15 protein-coding genes are annotated in these 14737 nt (G+C 40.3%); all 15 read left to right on the top strand.

Annotation, left to right across the window (positions count from 1 at the left end; genetic code table 11):
• Positions 1-6: 6 nt before the first annotated feature.
• Positions 7-744, top strand: a complete 738-nt coding sequence (locus AAEU30_RS15540) for a glycosyltransferase family 2 protein (RefSeq protein WP_421961274.1) — start codon at positions 7-9, stop codon at positions 742-744.
• Between the two features lie 15 nt (positions 745-759).
• Complete coding sequence (locus AAEU30_RS15535; RefSeq protein WP_421961273.1) at positions 760-1749, top strand: lysophospholipid acyltransferase family protein; 990 nt, start codon at positions 760-762, stop codon at positions 1747-1749.
• 20 nt (positions 1750-1769) lie between these two features.
• Positions 1770-3320 carry an HAL/PAL/TAL family ammonia-lyase gene (locus AAEU30_RS15530; RefSeq protein ID WP_421961272.1) on the top strand — a complete coding sequence of 517 codons (1551 nt, stop codon included), beginning with the start codon at positions 1770-1772 and terminating at the stop codon, positions 3318-3320.
• Positions 3321-3334: 14 nt separating this feature from the next.
• Complete coding sequence (locus AAEU30_RS15525) at positions 3335-3763, top strand: acyl-CoA thioesterase (RefSeq protein WP_421961271.1); 429 nt, start codon at positions 3335-3337, stop codon at positions 3761-3763.
• Positions 3753-4337: an outer membrane lipoprotein carrier protein LolA gene (locus AAEU30_RS15520; protein WP_421961270.1), complete on the top strand. Its 585-nt coding sequence runs from the start codon at positions 3753-3755 to the stop codon at positions 4335-4337. The genes AAEU30_RS15525 and AAEU30_RS15520 overlap by 11 nt, the downstream gene beginning before the upstream one ends.
• Complete coding sequence (locus AAEU30_RS15515) at positions 4315-6642, top strand: MMPL family transporter (RefSeq protein ID WP_421961269.1); 2328 nt, start codon at positions 4315-4317, stop codon at positions 6640-6642. Before AAEU30_RS15520 ends, AAEU30_RS15515 begins: the two co-directional genes overlap by 23 nt.
• The gene (locus AAEU30_RS15510; protein WP_421961268.1) at positions 6642-7907 is read left to right on the top strand and encodes an NAD(P)/FAD-dependent oxidoreductase; all 1266 of its coding nucleotides are present in this window, start codon (positions 6642-6644) and stop codon (positions 7905-7907) included. The genes AAEU30_RS15515 and AAEU30_RS15510 overlap by 1 nt, the downstream gene beginning before the upstream one ends.
• 11 nt (positions 7908-7918) lie before the next feature.
• On the top strand, positions 7919-8470 hold the full coding sequence (locus AAEU30_RS15505) for a DUF3261 domain-containing protein (protein WP_421961267.1): 552 nt from the start codon (positions 7919-7921) through the stop codon (positions 8468-8470).
• 1 nt (position 8471) lies between these two features.
• On the top strand, positions 8472-9641 hold the full coding sequence (locus tag AAEU30_RS15500) for a beta-ketoacyl-[acyl-carrier-protein] synthase family protein (RefSeq protein ID WP_421961266.1): 1170 nt from the start codon (positions 8472-8474) through the stop codon (positions 9639-9641).
• 3 nt (positions 9642-9644) lie between these two features.
• Positions 9645-10100 (top strand): ApeP family dehydratase, encoded by a 456-nt coding sequence (locus AAEU30_RS15495; RefSeq protein ID WP_421961265.1) that lies wholly within the window; start codon positions 9645-9647, stop codon positions 10098-10100.
• Positions 10100-10825: a 3-oxoacyl-ACP reductase FabG gene (gene fabG / locus AAEU30_RS15490; protein ID WP_421961264.1), complete on the top strand. Its 726-nt coding sequence runs from the start codon at positions 10100-10102 to the stop codon at positions 10823-10825. The genes AAEU30_RS15495 and fabG overlap by 1 nt, the downstream gene beginning before the upstream one ends.
• Positions 10825-12054 carry a beta-ketoacyl-ACP synthase gene (locus tag AAEU30_RS15485; protein WP_421961263.1) on the top strand — a complete coding sequence of 410 codons (1230 nt, stop codon included), beginning with the start codon at positions 10825-10827 and terminating at the stop codon, positions 12052-12054. The genes fabG and AAEU30_RS15485 overlap by 1 nt, the downstream gene beginning before the upstream one ends.
• A gap of 1 nt (position 12055) precedes the next feature.
• Positions 12056-12859, top strand: coding sequence for a MipA/OmpV family protein (locus AAEU30_RS15480; RefSeq protein ID WP_421961262.1), 804 nt, complete (start codon positions 12056-12058; stop codon positions 12857-12859).
• 1 nt (position 12860) lies between these two features.
• Positions 12861-13292 carry an excinuclease ABC subunit A gene (locus tag AAEU30_RS15475; RefSeq protein WP_421961261.1) on the top strand — a complete coding sequence of 144 codons (432 nt, stop codon included), beginning with the start codon at positions 12861-12863 and terminating at the stop codon, positions 13290-13292.
• 67 nt (positions 13293-13359) lie between these two features.
• Positions 13360-14661 (top strand): DEAD/DEAH box helicase, encoded by a 1302-nt coding sequence (locus tag AAEU30_RS15470; protein ID WP_421961260.1) that lies wholly within the window; start codon positions 13360-13362, stop codon positions 14659-14661.
• The last annotated feature ends 76 nt before the right edge of the window (positions 14662-14737 follow it).

Raw genomic sequence — 14737 nt, 5'->3', positions numbered from 1 at the left:
TTAGTAATGAGCAGCCAATACGGGTTTGTGATCCCAAATTATAATCATCATTTAGTTATTCACGATACCATTGCCGCTTTAGTTAGTTTTAATTTACCTATTATTTTGGTCGATGATGGCAGTAATCAACAAACTCAAACAGTGTTAGAGGATGTTGAGCGTGAATTTGCTCTGGTTACGCTTGTTCGCCGAAAGCAAAACGGGGGTAAAGGTGCCGCTGTACAAACAGGTTTAGCACATGCGCACCAAGCAGGGTGGAGCCATGCTATACAAGTTGATGCTGATGGCCAACATGATTTGAATGATGTAGAACAGTTAATCGCCCGCTCAAAGTTTGCTCCATCGGCGCTGGTCAGTGGCCAGCCTGTTTATGATGACTCAATTTCAAAAGGACGTTATTACGGTCGCTTTATTACCCATTTTTGGGTCTACATTGAAACGCTTTCTTTTAAAATTAAAGATACTATGTGTGGCTTTAGAGTCTATCCATTAGACGCTTACGCGCAGTTAATTGATAACACGCGCTTAGGCAATAAAATGGATTTTGATATTGAGGTTATGGTTAAGCTTTATTGGCAAGGTACGCCGGTTGAATTCATCAAAACGAAGGTGTTGTACCCAGAAAATGGTGTGTCCCATTTCAATGTATGGGAAGATAACGTATTAATTTCAAAAATGCATACGCGTTTGTTTTTCGGTATGCTGGTTCGTTTACCTCAGCTCATCGCGAATAAATTTAAATAGGAAGTAAAAAACACAGTGTCGGATAATAAAAAAATACCACAACCGCAAAGCGACAGTACCTTCCATTGGTCACAATTAAAAGAACGTGGCTCGATGTTTGGTATCGAAGTTTTAGTGTTTATTTATAAAGTATTTGGCAAATGGTTATTTAAAGTCGTATTAACCCCAGTGATGTTTTATTTTTATCTTACTGGGCGTTTATCGCGTCATGCTATTTGGCATTACTTAGACAATTTAAATACCAGTATGGGGGAGCAAAAGCGAGTTGGTTTAGCGCGCTTTAAGCAAGGTTTTAAGCTGTACTTCTCTTTTGGTATGGCAATACTCGATAAGTTTGATGCATGGCTTGGTAAAGTTAATATTAAAGATATTGAGATTGCGACTCCTGAAGGTTATCAAGAGTTAGTACAAGCTAAAGGAGCTGTTATTTTCAGTGCACATTTAGGCAATATGGAAATATGCCGTGCTATTTTTAGTATGGGAGATAACAAACGCCCACTGAATGTTATTACTTATAACGAACACACTCCATCATTTAATAACTTTTTAAAAAAAGTAAACCAAGAAGCAGCCATAAATTTCATTCATATCAATAATTTTGGTCCTGATGATACAATTAAATTAAAACAAAAAATTGATGATGGTGAAGCGGTTGTTATCTTCGCAGATAGAACTTCGGTAAATAATCCTACAAGCGTACACCAAGCACCATTTTTAGGTGAAGACGCGCCTTTCGCCGTGGGCCCATTTGCACTTGCGAATATAATGGAATGCCCGGTTTTTTTAATGTTCTGCATTAATGAACAAGGGCGTTATAGAACCTACATTGAAAAGTTTGCTGACCCAATTAAAGTAAAACGCAAAGAGCGCCAGGCGCATTTTCAAGCAATGGCAACAAAGTTTGCACAGCGCCTTGAATTTTATTGCAAAAAAGCGCCTTATCAATGGTACAATTTTTTTAATTTCTGGCAAAAAGCCAGCGACAAAGATTCAAAGCCTAGCTAAATATCTGGAGACAGTAGTAAATGGAAAATAATAAATCAACACACCTTTTATTTGGCGCAGGCCGCTTAACGATTGAAGACATTATTAGTGTTGTAAAAGAAGAACGCTCGGTTGCACTCTCTGGTGATAGCCAGTTTGCTGAAAAAATCGATTCGGCAGTGGCCTTTTTAGATAAGCTTTTAGCTGAAGAAGGTCATATTTATGGTGTAACGACAGGCTACGGTGACTCATGTACTGTAGAAATTCCGCTAGCATTGGTAAATGAACTACCTATGCACCTTACGCGCTTTCACGGGTGTGGCTTGGGTGACTATTTTACCCCTGAGCAAGGTAAATTGATTTTAGCTAGCCGCTTAGCGTCATTATCACAAGGCTATTCAGGTGTTAGCTGGGATTTACTAAAACTACTTGTTGAAATGATCAATCGCGATATTATCCCAGTTATCCCGCAAGAGGGCTCTGTAGGTGCCAGTGGTGACTTAACACCGCTTTCGTACGTTGCGGGTAGCTTAATTGGTGAACGTGATACGTATTATAAAGACCAAGTAATTAACTCGGCAGATGCATTTAAAGCAGAAGGTTTAACGCCTATAACGCTTCGCCCTAAAGAAGGGCTGGCTATAATGAATGGCACAGCGGTGATGACAGCACTTGCCTGTCAAGCATATGACCGCAGCGAATATGCAAGTCGTTTGATGACACGTATTACAGCGCTTGCCAGTATTGCACTCAAAGGTAATAGCAATCACTTTGATGATATTCTATTTAGTGTTAAACCACATCCAGGTCAGCAAAACGTAGCTAAACGAATACAAACAGACTTAAATCATGTTGAGCATCCACGTAATTCACATCGTTTACAAGATAGATACTCAATTCGCTGTGCACCACATGTTATTGGTGTACTTGAAGACAGTCTACCGTGGCTGAGAAACATGATTGAAAACGAGCTTAATAGTGCAAACGATAACCCAATTATCGACGGTGTGGGTGAGCATGTGCTTCATGGTGGTCATTTTTACGGTGGTCATATCGCTATGGCGATGGATTCAATGAAAAACTGTGTGGCTAACTTAGCTGATTTAGCAGATCGTCAAATTGCCACGTTAGTCGATGTAAAAATGAATCATGGTTTACCATCAAATTTAAGTGCTGCATCGAGTGAGCGTCGTTTTATTAATCATGGTTTTAAAGCGATTCAAATTGGCTGTTCTGCATGGACTGCTGAGGCATTAAAACTAACTATGCCTGCCAGTGTTTTCTCGCGCTCAACAGAATGTCACAATCAAGATAAAGTAAGTATGGGCACAATTGCAGCCCGCGATTGTTTACGTATTTTGCAACTGACTGAGCAAGTATTAGCCGCGACATTACTTGCAGCAGTACAAGGTGTGCGTATTCGAATTTTAAATAATGAAATCGATGCTGCAGCACTTAACCCTGAAATTACAGCAATGATTGATGATGTAGCTAGCTTCTTTGATTTACTAGAAGAAGATCGTCCAACTGATAAGTTGTTGCGTCAAACCATTGAGTATATACAAACTCAACGTTGGTCACTTTATCAATAAGCTGAAGGTATAAAATGAAAAAATCCAACGCTATTGTAACCGCACATGTTGACATGGTGGTGCCATTTTATGACTTAGATCCCATGCGTATTGTTTGGCATGGTAACTATGTTAAATATATAGAAGATGCACGATGTGTATTACTAAATAAAATTGGCTATAACTACAATGCGATGGAAGAGTCAGGCTATATGTGGCCGATTGTTGATATGCGCTTAAAGTATGTTGCATCGGCTGTATTTGGTTCCCACATTCGCATTCATGCGAGTCTTGTTGAGTTTGAAACGCGAATAAAGATTGACTATAAAATTGAATGTTTAGACAGCCACAAAGTGTTAACTAAAGCCTATACCATTCAAGTTGCTTTAGATTTGCAAGAGCAAGAACTACAATTTGAGTCTCCCGCTGTATTTACCGAAAAAGTACGTGCTTATGTTGAATAAATTTAGCGCTAAATTCTGCTTTTTAGCCATATTGCTCGTTTTTGGTGCCGCTGAGTGTTTAGCGCAAAGTGATTTTAGTCAGTTTGAAATTAAACAAGGCAAAGGGGAGTTTACTCAAGCAAAGCATTTTACCTTTTTAAAGCGGGCGATAAAATCGAAAGGTGAATTTGTTATTTTTGAGCAACAAGTTTATTGGCATACCCGTTTACCCGTTAAAAGTGAACTACTGGTATTGGCTGATGGCATTTACCGACGTAATGATGCCCAGCAGGATTACCAGGTATTGACGCAAGATAAACAATTAAACCAGTTATTAGCCAAGTTGTTAAGTGGCCAAATTCAGAGTTCTGATTGGCAAATCACGGTTTTAGAACAAAATAGTTGTTATCAATTAGTGCCTACTTTAACGCAAGTTGCACAGATGTTTAAGCAAGTTAAGTTGTGTCGAGATGGCGATAGCCAACGTGAAATTGTGATAACCGATCAGCAAAATAATAATACACATATCGCTATGAAAATAACCAGTAAGGAGCTTAGTCAAGGTGACATGGATGCCGTTAAGCTCACGCACTAAGTTTGTTATTTGGTGCATACAATTTGTCGTATTATTAGCTGGCTTAGCTTATTTATGGCTATTTAAGTCATTCACGATTGTTGCTGATCTCAATCAAATATTTAACGTAGAACAAGACCCCGAAATACAACTCGTTAGTGAAAAATTAGAGCAGCAGCAATTACGTCAACACCTTTTATTAGTTGGCCACCAAGATAAAACTACGGCAATAAAGTATGCGCAAAATGCTGCTGATTCATTAAGTGAAATTGAGGGTATTGCTGTAAAAGTAAAATTTAACGCTTTACCCGAGCTGGATTCAATTGTCCGTGATTACCTTGATTACCCACATGCTTTTATTAGTGAGCAATATCGATACCTGTTGCAAGCCAATGATAGTCAAAGTTTATTTAACTACCAATTTAATCTTCTTAATGAAATGGCTTCGCCTTGGGTTTCCGCTACATTAGAAAAAGATAAAACATTAGCTCTTGCCGACTTTTTTAATCAACAAAACTTACCTTCAGCAAAACTTAAAAACCATGATGGTTTTTTAATCGCGACTAAAAACGAGCCTTTAGGGCATATTCGTTATTATGTGTTAATTAACTTTATGAGTAATGGTACTGGTTTGGACTTAAATGTCGCCCAAAAGATTGCACAAAAAGTAGCTTCACTTAAACAACTGGCGTTAACACATAGTACCGGCGCGGATTACTTGGCAACAGGCGCAGCTTTTTTCACCGCAAGTGCAAGCTCAAGTGCACAAAATGAAATGGCACTATTTGGGGCTATTTCAGTATTAGCGACGTTGTTACTGATCTTGATAATCTACCGCAGTCTATTGAGTGTGTGTTGCACGTTGTTAGTCGTTACGGTCAGTATTATATACGGCTACACAGCACTACGTTTATTGTTTACTGAGGTTAATGTTTTAACACTTGTATTTGCAGTGACGTTAATTGGTATAGCAGCCGATTACAGTTTTCACGCTCTGAGCGAATTGCGTTTTTCTAAAACTGAAACTGCAAACCCCTTACGCAATATTCGTAGCTCATTATTTTTAGGCTTTCTAACAACGACCGCGGGTTATTTAATACTGGTGTTTACACCATTGATATTATTTAAACAAATTGCGGTCTTCACCATGGCTGGGCTACTTGGGGCTTTGTTGTGTGTATTATTACTCTACCCAAGTTTAGTGTTCTTAAAAGCTAAAAACGCCATGCGCGTACCTGATTTTATTAGTAAATTACATAATTTACAGCAAGTTTGGCTTAATAATAAGTTAGCGATGCGTTGGCAAGGGCTTATCATTATTGCGGCATTATTTGGTTTGACGTTCTTAAATAGTGACGATGATCCGCGACATTTCTACAAAACATCCTCTGATTTAATTACTCAGCAACAAACAATCAGCGATTTACTAGCAGCGCAATGGGACAGCTCATATCTGTTGGTTGCAGGTGACACCGAGCAGCAGGTGCTACGTAATATGGAGCAGGTTTTACCACAGCTTGAACATCTACAAGTTAATAAAGAGATTGCAGCGTATGCCAGTATTAGCCAATGGTTGCCTTCAATATCCATGCAAAAGAAAAATCAACAATTGCTCAGTCTTGCAGTGAGTAGAGGGGATTTTACCCAGCTAAACACAGTACTTGGCTTGAATATAGAAAAAATGGCACTAGATGATTACCAACAACTTGATTTTTCAGCATGGCAAAAAACCAAGGTAGCGGCTTTATTTGCTAATCAATGGTTGCAAATTCAGGGTCGTTATTACAGCGTTATTAAGTTAAAGAACTTACAAAATCCAAGCACGGTTAAAACCTTAGCTAACACTTACTCTGATGTTTTTTTTATTGATAAAATTGCTGATATTAGTGAGCAAATAGGGCAATTTAGACAGCAACTTATTTTTATTTATGCCTTTGCCCTCGCTGCTGCCATGGCAATTTTTTGGCTACGCTATGGTTTCTTAAATGCCTTTGTTGCAGTGACTCGACCGCTCATTGCAGTTGTAGTTGCACTAATTGTAAGTACATGGTTTTATGGCAGCTTAACCGTATTTAATTATGTTGCAGGGATACTTATTTTAGCCCTTGGTTTAGATTATTGTGTTTTTTATGCAGAGCATGGTCTGTGTAAAAAAATTACGCTGACAACCTGTGTGTCTGCGCTGAGTTCACTGTTTGTGTTTGCAATATTAATTGTTAGCTCAACACCGGCGGTAAGCCAGTTTGGTTTCACTGTATTTATTGGTGTGGTTGTGGTGTTTTTGCTTGCGCCGCGCCTTGCTTTAGTATCGAAAAGGAACATTTAATGACATCAACTGATTATGATGTAACTATTATAGGTGCTGGCCCATCGGGAGCAGTAGCTGCGTGTTTATTAATGCAACATGGTTTAAGCGTGTGCCTTGTTGAACGGGATCAATTTCCGCGTTTTTCAATTGGTGAAAGTTTATTGCCGCAATCAATGGAATTTTTAAGTAAAGCGAACATGCTTGATGCGTTGCTAGCCAATGCTGAGTCACTTGGGTTTCAATTCAAAAACGGTGCAGCATTTTATCGAAGTGGTCACCATACAAACTTTAATTTCGAAGAAAAATTCAGTGACGGACCTGGTACAACATACCAAGTTAAGCGAGCTGAGTTTGATAACTTATTAGCGCAACAAGCTGTTAAACAAGGAGCTAAAATCCTCTTTGGTCAGCAGGTGACTGGTTTTAAACGAGACGAAGGTGCTACATATTTAAATATTGTTGACTTAAACACGAAACAAGAAAACACCATTTCTGCTAGGTTCACTTTAGATGGCAGTGGTTTTGGCCGCGTGCTCCCACGTTTACTGGATTTAGAAGAGCCAAGTGAGCTCACTCCACGTAAAGCGGTATTTACACATTTTAAAGATAACATTGATAACAGTCTGTTTGACCGTAATAAGATACTGATTACAGTACACCCTACAATCCCAGATGTATGGTACTGGGCTATTCCTTTTAGCGATAGCACAATCAGTGTTGGTGTGGTAGGTGAGACAGCACAAATTGAAAAACCGAATCAAACACTTGAACAAACGCTTCTTGATTTTATTAATGCGGATGAAAACCTGAGTGCTTTACTGGCTGATGCACAAATTATTGCGCCTGTTCGTACGATTGGTGGCTACTCGGCGAATGTAAAAGCATTGCACGGTGACAAGTTCGCATTATTAGGTAATGCAGGGGAGTTTTTAGACCCTGTATTTTCATCTGGCGTCACAATCGCGTTAAAATCAGCTGTTCAAGCCTCTGAGTTAGTAGTTAAACAGCTTCAAGGTGAATCAATTGACTGGCAAATTCAATATGAAGAGCCACTGCGTGAAGGGATAGATGTGTTTAAATATTTTGTCAATTCATGGTATGACACGAGTTTACAGTCGGTGATATTCTTTGCTGATGGTCAACCTGATGTAAAAGCTATGGTATGCTCAATTTTAGCCGGGTATGCATGGGACAAAAGCAACCCGTTTGTGAAAAACACCGAGCGAGGCCTTAAAATTTTAGAGCAAATTTGTGAGCCAGATAATAATGATAGTGTTGCTTAACGGTGTTGTTAATGCGCTTATTTAAACACACGCTGTTGCCATTATGTGTGCTACTTATAGCAGGTTGCCAACAGATGATCGCTCATCATGTACCAACGCCAATGTTTAATTTTATGCCTGTACCTGCGCAATTGAATGAGCAAGGCTGGCTCGAAAGATTTCAATTTTCGGGCATTGTTGAAGAATCAATGCTGGTATCAACTGAGTTTACAACATCGTCAATTAAAGTTGTTGCCCTTACTTTTGAAGGGGTGCCGTTAACTCAGCTGCAATTTGATACTCAAACCCATGAACTAACGAGTTCTAATACGTTAGGAGTGGAGCTCGATGGCAAAAAAATTATTTATGATATGCAAAGTGCATTTTGGCCTTTGGCTATGCTTGAGCAAAATATGCATGTTGATAATCAAGTGATTGAACTTGATAAGCCGACACAGAGAACACGGCAGTTTTATCGCAGCAACACATTAGTGCGAGAAATCACGTATAATGGTGCTTTTACTCTACTGACAGAGTATGAGCAAAATTATCGCTTGAAAATAGAACGACTAGAAGAATATTAATATGCAACAACCGCTATTTATTAGCCACTATGCCATGGTTAACCCATTAGGGTGTGACAACAAAACAATTAAACGTAACTTGTTAGCAGGTAATCAAGACGGCATTGTTGTTAATAATGAATTACTTAATGAAGGACCTATTTATGTTGGCGCTGTGCCAGCTGCCTTGCCCTCATTAGCACACTATCCTCGTGAGTTTCATACTCGCAATAACCAATTGGCAGCTTTAGCCCTTGAGCAGCTTATTGCTCCAGTTAGTGCATTAAAACAACAATACGGCAAAAAACGAATTGCGGTCATAGTAGGCACAAGTACCTCAGGGATAGCACAAGGTGAACAAGCTATGGCGCACTATCTAGCGCAAGGCGAGTTTGCCCCTAATTATCATTACCAGCAGCAAGAAATGGATAATTTATCTCAGTTTGTGAGTTTGTACTTAGACCTGCAAGGCCCTGCTATGACCTTATCAACGGCTTGCTCTTCGAGTGCCAAAGCATTTGCAACAGCGCAAGAGCTGATTGCAGCTGATCTTGCTGATGTTGCAATTGTTGGTGGCGTAGATAGCTTGTGTGGTATGACTGTTAATGGATTTACCGCGTTGGCTTCAACATCAGCAGAAATTAGCAACCCCTCAAGTAAAAACCGTGACGGTATCAATTTAGGTGAAGCTGCGGCATTATGTATAGTTGAAAAACAAGGTACAATTAAACTGCTTGGCGTCGGAGAGTCTAGTGATGCGCATCATATGTCTGCTCCGCACCCACAAGGCGAAGGGGCGGTATCAGCTATGCGAGCTGCGTTATCTCAAGCTGGCTATCAACCAAGTGATGTTGATTATGTTAATTTGCACGGTACTGCCACCCCTAAAAATGATGAAATGGAAGCCATTGCTGTGGCTGAAGTGTTTGGTACAGACACTCCATGTAGCTCTTCTAAAGGCATGATAGGGCATACATTAGGTGCCGCAGGTGCTACTGAAATCGGGTTATGTTGGTTATTACTTGGTGACAGTCAGCTTGCTCCTCATATTTGGGATGGTGAAGCTGACCCTGCATTGCCTTCCATCAATTTTGTGCCAGTAGGGGCGAAGAGCGAAACAAAAATTAAAACATGCTTGTCAAACTCGTTTGCTTTTGGCGGCAATAATGTCAGTGTATTAATCGGATTATAAGAGATGTCTGTGCACCCAATTGAAACTATTTTACCTCATACAGCACCCATGATTTTGATTGATAGCTTAGATAGCTATGATGAAAATACTGGGGTTTGCTCAGTCACTATTACGCCACAGAGTAATTTTTATAATGCTGATAACCAGAGTGTTGCAAGTCATGTAGGCATTGAATATATGGCGCAAGCGATTGCTGCTTATGCCAACGCTAACCAAGTAGATAATGGCGCAAAAGTCGAAATTGGCTTTTTAGTGAGTAGTCGTAAATATAAAATGCATTGCAATCGTTTTGCTTTAAACAGTAAGTTAACAGTCAAAGTTGAAAAGCTTTACAGCGAAGCAAACGGTTTAAGTGCGTTTGAATGCAGCATTAAAGAAGCGGATACCTTGTTAGTAGAAGCGAAAATTAACGTATTTCAACCAGAAAACCCAGAACAATTTTTAGCGGAGCAAATGTAATGTCAAGACGAGTATTAGTAACCGGTTCAAGCAAAGGAATTGGTAAAGCCGTTGCTCTACAATTAGCTAAAGATGGCTTTGATATTAGCCTGCATTGCCGTTCGGGTATCGAAGCTGCCGAACAGGTAAAACTAGAAATATTAGCACTTGGTGTCGATGCCGATATTCTGCAATTTGATGTGGCAGAGCGAGCATCAGCTAAGGCAATTCTAGATGAGTACGTTGAAAAAAATGGCGCTTTTTACGGTGTAGTATGCAATGCGGGTATCACCGCCGACACTGCATTTCCAGCAATGACAGATGAAGAATGGGATAGCGTTGTTCATACGAATTTAGATGGTTTTTACAATGTGCTTCATCCACTTGTGATGCCTATGGTACGCACCCGTAAAGGTGGACGAATTGTGGCTATGTCGTCAGTGTCTGGTGTTGCAGGTAATCGTGGACAGGTAAATTACAGTGCATCAAAAGCGGGCGTGATTGGCGCTTCCAAAGCTCTTGCGGTTGAACTTGCAAAGCGAAAAATTACCGTTAACTGCGTTGCACCGGGCTTAATTGACACCGGAATGACAGACGATCTCCCAATTGCTGAAATGACAAAAATGATCCCTGCTAATCGCATGGGCAACCCAGAAGAAGTGGCTGCTGCTGTGTCGTTTTTAATGTCTGATGGTGCGAGTTACATTACCCGTCAAGTTCTTCAAGTAAATGGCGGTATGGCGTAATGAAGCGGGTAGTAGTAACAGGTATGTCATCAATCACAGCATTGGGTGATAACTGGCTTGATTTTAAAACTGCATTAGTAGCGGGTAAAAATGCAGTAAAGCGAATGCAAGAGTGGGAATATATTGATGGCCTGAACACCAACCTTGGGGCGCCAATCGAAAACTTTACACGACCTGCGCATTACTCACGTAAAAAAGTTCGTTCGATGGGCCGTGTTTCGCTGATGTCGACGTTAGCCACTGAGCGGGCTCTTGAACAGGCTGAGTTATTAGATCATCCAGCACTAACAGATGGTTCTACAGGGGTTTCATATGGGTCGTCAATTGGGTCAACTGCTCCGCTGGTCTCTTTTGGCCGTATGATGGACACGGGGTCAATGAACGGCGTAACTGCCACCAGTTATATTCAAATGATGGCTCACACAGCCCCGGTAAATGTTGGCGTTTTCTTTGGCATTAAAGGCCGAGTAATTACAACAAGTTCGGCGTGTACTTCTGGCTCACAAGGTATTGGTTACGCATTTGAAGCGATAAAGTTTGGTCGACAGAAACTTATGGTTGCAGGTGGTGCAGAAGAGCTGTGCGTCACAGAAGCTGCAGTGTTTGATACTTTATATGCAACAAGTACACAAAACGATAGCCCTGAATTGACACCACGACCATTTGATAAAAATCGTGACGGCCTTGTTATTGGAGAGGGGGCATCCACTTTAATTTTAGAAGAATACGAACATGCTAAAGCGCGAGGGGCAACAATTTTAGCGGAAATTGTTGGTTTCGGCTGTAATTCTGACGGTCAACACGTGACCCAGCCTACATCAGCGACGATGCAAGTTGCGATAGAAATGGCGTTGCAAGATGCTAATTTATCAGCAGATCAAATCGGCTATGTTAATGCACATGGTACGTCGACTGATCGCGGTGACATCGCTGAAACACATGCTACATATAACGCACTAGGCGCTAAACCAATAAGTTCACTAAAAAGCTATTTGGGCCATACCTTAGGCGCATGTGGTGCGATAGAAGCATGGGCGAGTATTAATATGATGGCAGATAACTGGTTTGCCCCGACAATTAATTTAACTGAAGTAGACAGTGAATGTGCGCCTCTAGATTACATTACAGAGCATGGTAGAGAAATTCATACAGATTACGTAATGAGTAATAATTTTGCTTTTGGCGGTATCAATACTTCATTAATATTTAAGCGCTTTGAAAGTGAATAAGATGTCGTGGCTGGTTATTTTGCTGTGCTTATACAGTTCTTCGGGAGTGGCAGCTTCTAAGCTTGAAATTGGTGGTGGTGCCTTTATGGCTGACATACCTCATTACTTAGGCTCTGATCAAAGCGAGCAGTATATAATGCCAGTGCCTTATATCCGCTATCAAAGTGACGAACTGGATGTTGACCGTAACAGTTTTACAGGTTACCTATGGCATTATAATAACGTTCATTTAGATATATCTGCAGGTGTGAGTCTAGCTGTAGACAGTGAAGACAATAAAGCTCGAGAAGGAATGGATGATTTAGACTGGGTTTTTGAGCTGGGACCATCGTTAAATTACTACTTCTTAGGTGATCCACAAGCTTCGCAGCAGTTATACATTGGTTTATTTACCCGTAAAGCCATGGCGACAGACTTTGGCTCTGTTACAAATGTGGGATGGCGATATGGGCCAAGTATTTATTTTGAGAGACCATTACTTATAAAAGCTGGTTATGAGGTAACGACGAGTGTAAGGGCCAATGCCAATTTTGCAGATGATCGCTATTTAGACTACTACTATGGTATTTCTGAGCTTGATAGCCAAGCAGAACGCGCTCAGTTTAACTCTCAATCAGGGTACTCTGGAGCCGATTTATCAATTGGTCTTAATTTTGATAGTAAAAAATACTGGGTTGGTGGTTTTATCAAATATGATCATTTAGCCCAAAGTAAACAGCAACGTAGTCCCTTAGTGAAACAAGATAGTAATATCTCGTTTGGTTTTGGTGTTGCGTGGAAGTTCTATAACAAAGAAGGAATATAAAATGAAATTAATTACTAGCTTATTATTAGCTACATCAATGCTAACAGCCACTGCAGTAGAAGCACGTGATGATATTGGTAAATACCCAATTCAGTCACTGTTAGAAACGAATAAAGCAAAAAGCGCATTACTCGATATTCCGCTATATTTTGCTGATCAAAGTTATGGTAGCGAGAGTAGTAAATACGGCGAAGTGATCACGAATAAAAAAACCAATGCATTTAATAAAAGTGACCAAGAGGCGTGTGAGTGGGTTATGCTCAGTGCTTTAAAAGCGTTGCAAGAGCGCGCAGTTAAAGAGGGTATGAATGCAGTTGTTAATATTCAGTCTTACTATAAAAAACGTGAATTTGTTAGTAGCACTGAATATGAGTGTGGTGCAGGTACATTCATGGCAGGCGTTGCATTAAAAGGCACTTTAGTTAAGTTATAACTAACTGTTGTCACAGAATTGCTGTATAATTTGCGACCCTTGATAATGTGGCCGTAGGTTATACAGCATGAATTTTAAATCTTTTAGTTTTGCCCCTGAGCTTATTCAGGCGTTAGACGAACTTAACTATCACACCCTCACGCCCATTCAACGTGGCGCTATTCCTGCAGTACGTAAAGGTAAAGACGTTTTAGCGAGTGCTCAAACGGGTACCGGTAAAACAGCTGCATTTTCATTGCCTATTATACAAAAACTGTCTGAAGTTGAGCATACAGCGTCAAATGCTCCACGTGCATTAGTACTTGCTCCTACCCGCGAACTTGCTGAACAAATAGCGAACAACATTAAAGATTTTGCTAAATACACATCACTTAAAACTGTGTGCTTATTTGGTGGCGTTAACATTGCGGGCCAAGCCAATGGCTTAAAAGAGGGCGTTGATATCGTTGTTGCAACGCCAGGACGTTTGCTTGATCATATCCGTCTTGGTAATTTAAGCCTTGCGCAGGTCAATCATTTAGTGCTTGATGAAGCCGACCGTATGCTTGATATGGGCTTTATTACTGATATGCAAACAGTGATAAATGCTTGTGCTGAAGAGCGCCAAATTTTACTGTTTTCAGCAACTTTCCCTTCGGCAATTAAACAATTTGCCAGCCAAGTATTAAAGCAAGCTGAAATTATCAGAGTGGACCAAACAAATAGTACTGCTGCTACAGTGCATCACGTGGTTTACCCTGTTGAAGAGCGCCGTAAACAAGAATTACTCTCTGAACTAATAGGCAAGAAAAACTGGCAGCAAGTCTTAGTGTTTGTGAATATGAAAGACACTGCTGATGAACTGGTTAAAGAACTTAATCTTGATGGTATTCCTGCTGCAGTGTGTCACGGTGATAAAACCCAAGGTAATCGCCGTCGCGCATTAAGAGACTTTAAAGAAGGCAAGGTTCGTGTCTTAGTTGCGACTGAAGTTGCTGCTCGCGGCATTGATATTGATGGTTTGCCTCGTGTTATTAACATTGACTTGCCGTGGCTTGCTGAAGATTATGTTCACCGAATTGGTCGAACAGGCCGTGCTGGTAATCAGGGCCAAGCAATTTCATTCGTAAGCCGCGAAGAAGAAAACATGCTTTTTGAAATCGAAACGTTAATCGGCCAAAAAATTAAGCGAGAATATTTAGCGGGTTATGAAGTGAGTAACCGCGAAGTTTTAATTGATAAAATTGGTAAGAAGCCTTCTCATCTTCGTCGTAGTCGTGCAAATAAACCTTCAGGACAAGCAACGGGTGAAGCGCGTGCTAAAAACCGCTCGCGTATTTCGGGTGTACGTAAGTCACTCAAGGGCGAAAAATTAACGCTGAAGAAATAGCAGCTTGTACTTAAAGCATAAAAAAGCCTGATTATTCAGGCTTTTTTTTGTTTAAATTTTGTCTTGCTCTAAAATG

Origin of the sequence: Pseudoalteromonas mucoides (assembly GCF_049257175.1) — a bacterium.
In the GTDB taxonomy this organism is placed as follows: domain Bacteria; phylum Pseudomonadota; class Gammaproteobacteria; order Enterobacterales; family Alteromonadaceae; genus Pseudoalteromonas.
Note: the sequence above shows the minus strand (reverse complement) of the source record. Positions and strands in the feature narration are given on the sequence as shown.

Excerpts from the sequence above, each read along its gene's own strand:
- AAEU30_RS15495 (WP_421961265.1), top strand. The coding sequence starts at position 9,645 with ATGTCTGTGCACCCAATTGAAACTATTTTACCTCATACAGCACCCATG.
- AAEU30_RS15510 (WP_421961268.1), top strand. The coding sequence starts at position 6,642 with ATGACATCAACTGATTATGATGTAACTATTATAGGTGCTGGCCCATCG.
- AAEU30_RS15505 (WP_421961267.1), top strand. The coding sequence starts at position 7,919 with ATGCGCTTATTTAAACACACGCTGTTGCCATTATGTGTGCTACTTATA.
- AAEU30_RS15500 (WP_421961266.1), top strand. The coding sequence starts at position 8,472 with ATGCAACAACCGCTATTTATTAGCCACTATGCCATGGTTAACCCATTA.
- AAEU30_RS15525 (WP_421961271.1), top strand. The coding sequence starts at position 3,335 with ATGAAAAAATCCAACGCTATTGTAACCGCACATGTTGACATGGTGGTG.
- AAEU30_RS15520 (WP_421961270.1), top strand. The coding sequence starts at position 3,753 with ATGTTGAATAAATTTAGCGCTAAATTCTGCTTTTTAGCCATATTGCTC.
- AAEU30_RS15485 (WP_421961263.1), top strand. The coding sequence starts at position 10,825 with ATGAAGCGGGTAGTAGTAACAGGTATGTCATCAATCACAGCATTGGGT.
- fabG (WP_421961264.1), top strand. The coding sequence starts at position 10,100 with ATGTCAAGACGAGTATTAGTAACCGGTTCAAGCAAAGGAATTGGTAAA.
- AAEU30_RS15475 (WP_421961261.1), top strand. The coding sequence starts at position 12,861 with ATGAAATTAATTACTAGCTTATTATTAGCTACATCAATGCTAACAGCC.
- AAEU30_RS15515 (WP_421961269.1), top strand. The coding sequence starts at position 4,315 with ATGCCGTTAAGCTCACGCACTAAGTTTGTTATTTGGTGCATACAATTT.
- AAEU30_RS15480 (WP_421961262.1), top strand. The coding sequence starts at position 12,056 with ATGTCGTGGCTGGTTATTTTGCTGTGCTTATACAGTTCTTCGGGAGTG.
- AAEU30_RS15530 (WP_421961272.1), top strand. The coding sequence starts at position 1,770 with ATGGAAAATAATAAATCAACACACCTTTTATTTGGCGCAGGCCGCTTA.
- AAEU30_RS15540 (WP_421961274.1), top strand. The coding sequence starts at position 7 with ATGAGCAGCCAATACGGGTTTGTGATCCCAAATTATAATCATCATTTA.
- AAEU30_RS15470 (WP_421961260.1), top strand. The coding sequence starts at position 13,360 with ATGAATTTTAAATCTTTTAGTTTTGCCCCTGAGCTTATTCAGGCGTTA.